At 69.7% G+C, this 1319-nt stretch carries 1 protein-coding gene; it reads left to right on the top strand.

The annotated features are described in order from the left end of the window. Nucleotides 1-1087: LCP family protein (locus ACFYWL_RS31205; RefSeq protein ID WP_386980434.1), on the top strand; the 1087-nt coding region annotated here is incomplete at its 5' end. Nucleotides 1088-1319 lie beyond the last annotated feature (232 nt).

Here is a 1319-nt window from a genome sequence, read left to right as displayed (position 1 = left end):
CTACGACAGCGGCTACAACACCGGACAGGTCTACGGCAGCCCCTCCGGCGGCGGCCGCGGCGGCGGTCCGGGGGGCACCGGGCACCCCGGCGGCGGAGCCCGGCCCCGGCCGGACTGGCGGCGCCGCATCAAGTGGACCGCGATCACGCTGAGCACCGTGCTGGTCGTCACGGCGGTGGGCACCTACTTCTGGGCCGACTCCAAGCTCAACCGCGAGGTCGACCTCTCCAAGGTCATCGAGAGACCCGAGGCGGGCGAGGGCACGAACTACCTCATCGTCGGCTCCGACTCCCGCGCGGGCATGACCGACGAGCAGAAGAAGCAGCTGCACACCGGCTCCGCCGAGGGCAAGCGCACCGACTCGATGATGGTCCTGCACACCGGCGGCGGCGCCCCGACACTGGTCTCCCTGCCCCGCGACTCCGACGTGGAGATCCCCACCTTCAAGGGCTCCGAGTCCGGCAAGATCTACCAGGGCACCGGCCGGCGCGTGAAGCTCAACGCCGCGTACGCCGAGGACGGCCCCGAACTGCTGGTGCGCACCGTCGAGTTCAACACCGGCCTGCACATCGACCACTATGTCGAGATCGGCTTCGCCGGGTTCGCGAACATCGTGGACGCGGTCGGCGGGGTGGAGATGGACATCCCGAAGGCCTTCAAGGACAAGAAGTCCGGCGCGGACTTCCAGCAGGGCAGGCAGACCCTGAACGGCGAGGAGGCCCTCGCCTTCGTCCGCACCCGGTACGCCTTCGCCGGCTCCGACCTGGACCGCACCAAGAACCAGCAGAAGTTCCTCTCCGCCCTCGCCAACCAGGTGGCCACCCCGGGCACGGTCCTCAACCCCTTCAAGCTCTACCCGACCATGGGCGCGGGCCTGGACTCCCTGATCGTCGACAAGGACATGGGGCTGTTCGACCTGGCCGGCATGTTCTGGGCCATGAAGGGCGTCAGCGGCGGCGACGGCACCTCCATGAACATGCCCCTGGCCGGCTCCACGGGCGGCAACCTCCTCTGGGACAAGGCGAGGGTCAAGACGCTGGTGCAGCAGCTGAAGAACGACGAGAAGGTCACCGTCACCGGCGACTGACCCGGTCCGCGCCGCCGCAGCCCTCTTCCGGTGGCGGCGGCGCGGCAGTGCCTCAGGCGCACCTCCGGGTAGGCCCTCAGGCGGTGGCATGGGCGAGCAACGCCCCGTGCTCCAGAACGAGTTCACCGCTGTCATCGGCGTATTCGGCGACGGCGGCGCGCTCGTAGGCGCTGCGGATCCGGCCCACGGTACCGGCGTCCTGCGCAGCCATGATCAGCCCGATGGTGGCCAG

The sequence above is a fragment of the Micromonospora sp. NPDC002575 genome, assembly GCF_042889525.1.
Lineage (GTDB): Bacteria > Actinomycetota > Actinomycetes > Mycobacteriales > Micromonosporaceae > Micromonospora > Micromonospora carbonacea.
Note: the sequence above shows the minus strand (reverse complement) of the source record. Positions and strands in the feature narration are given on the sequence as shown.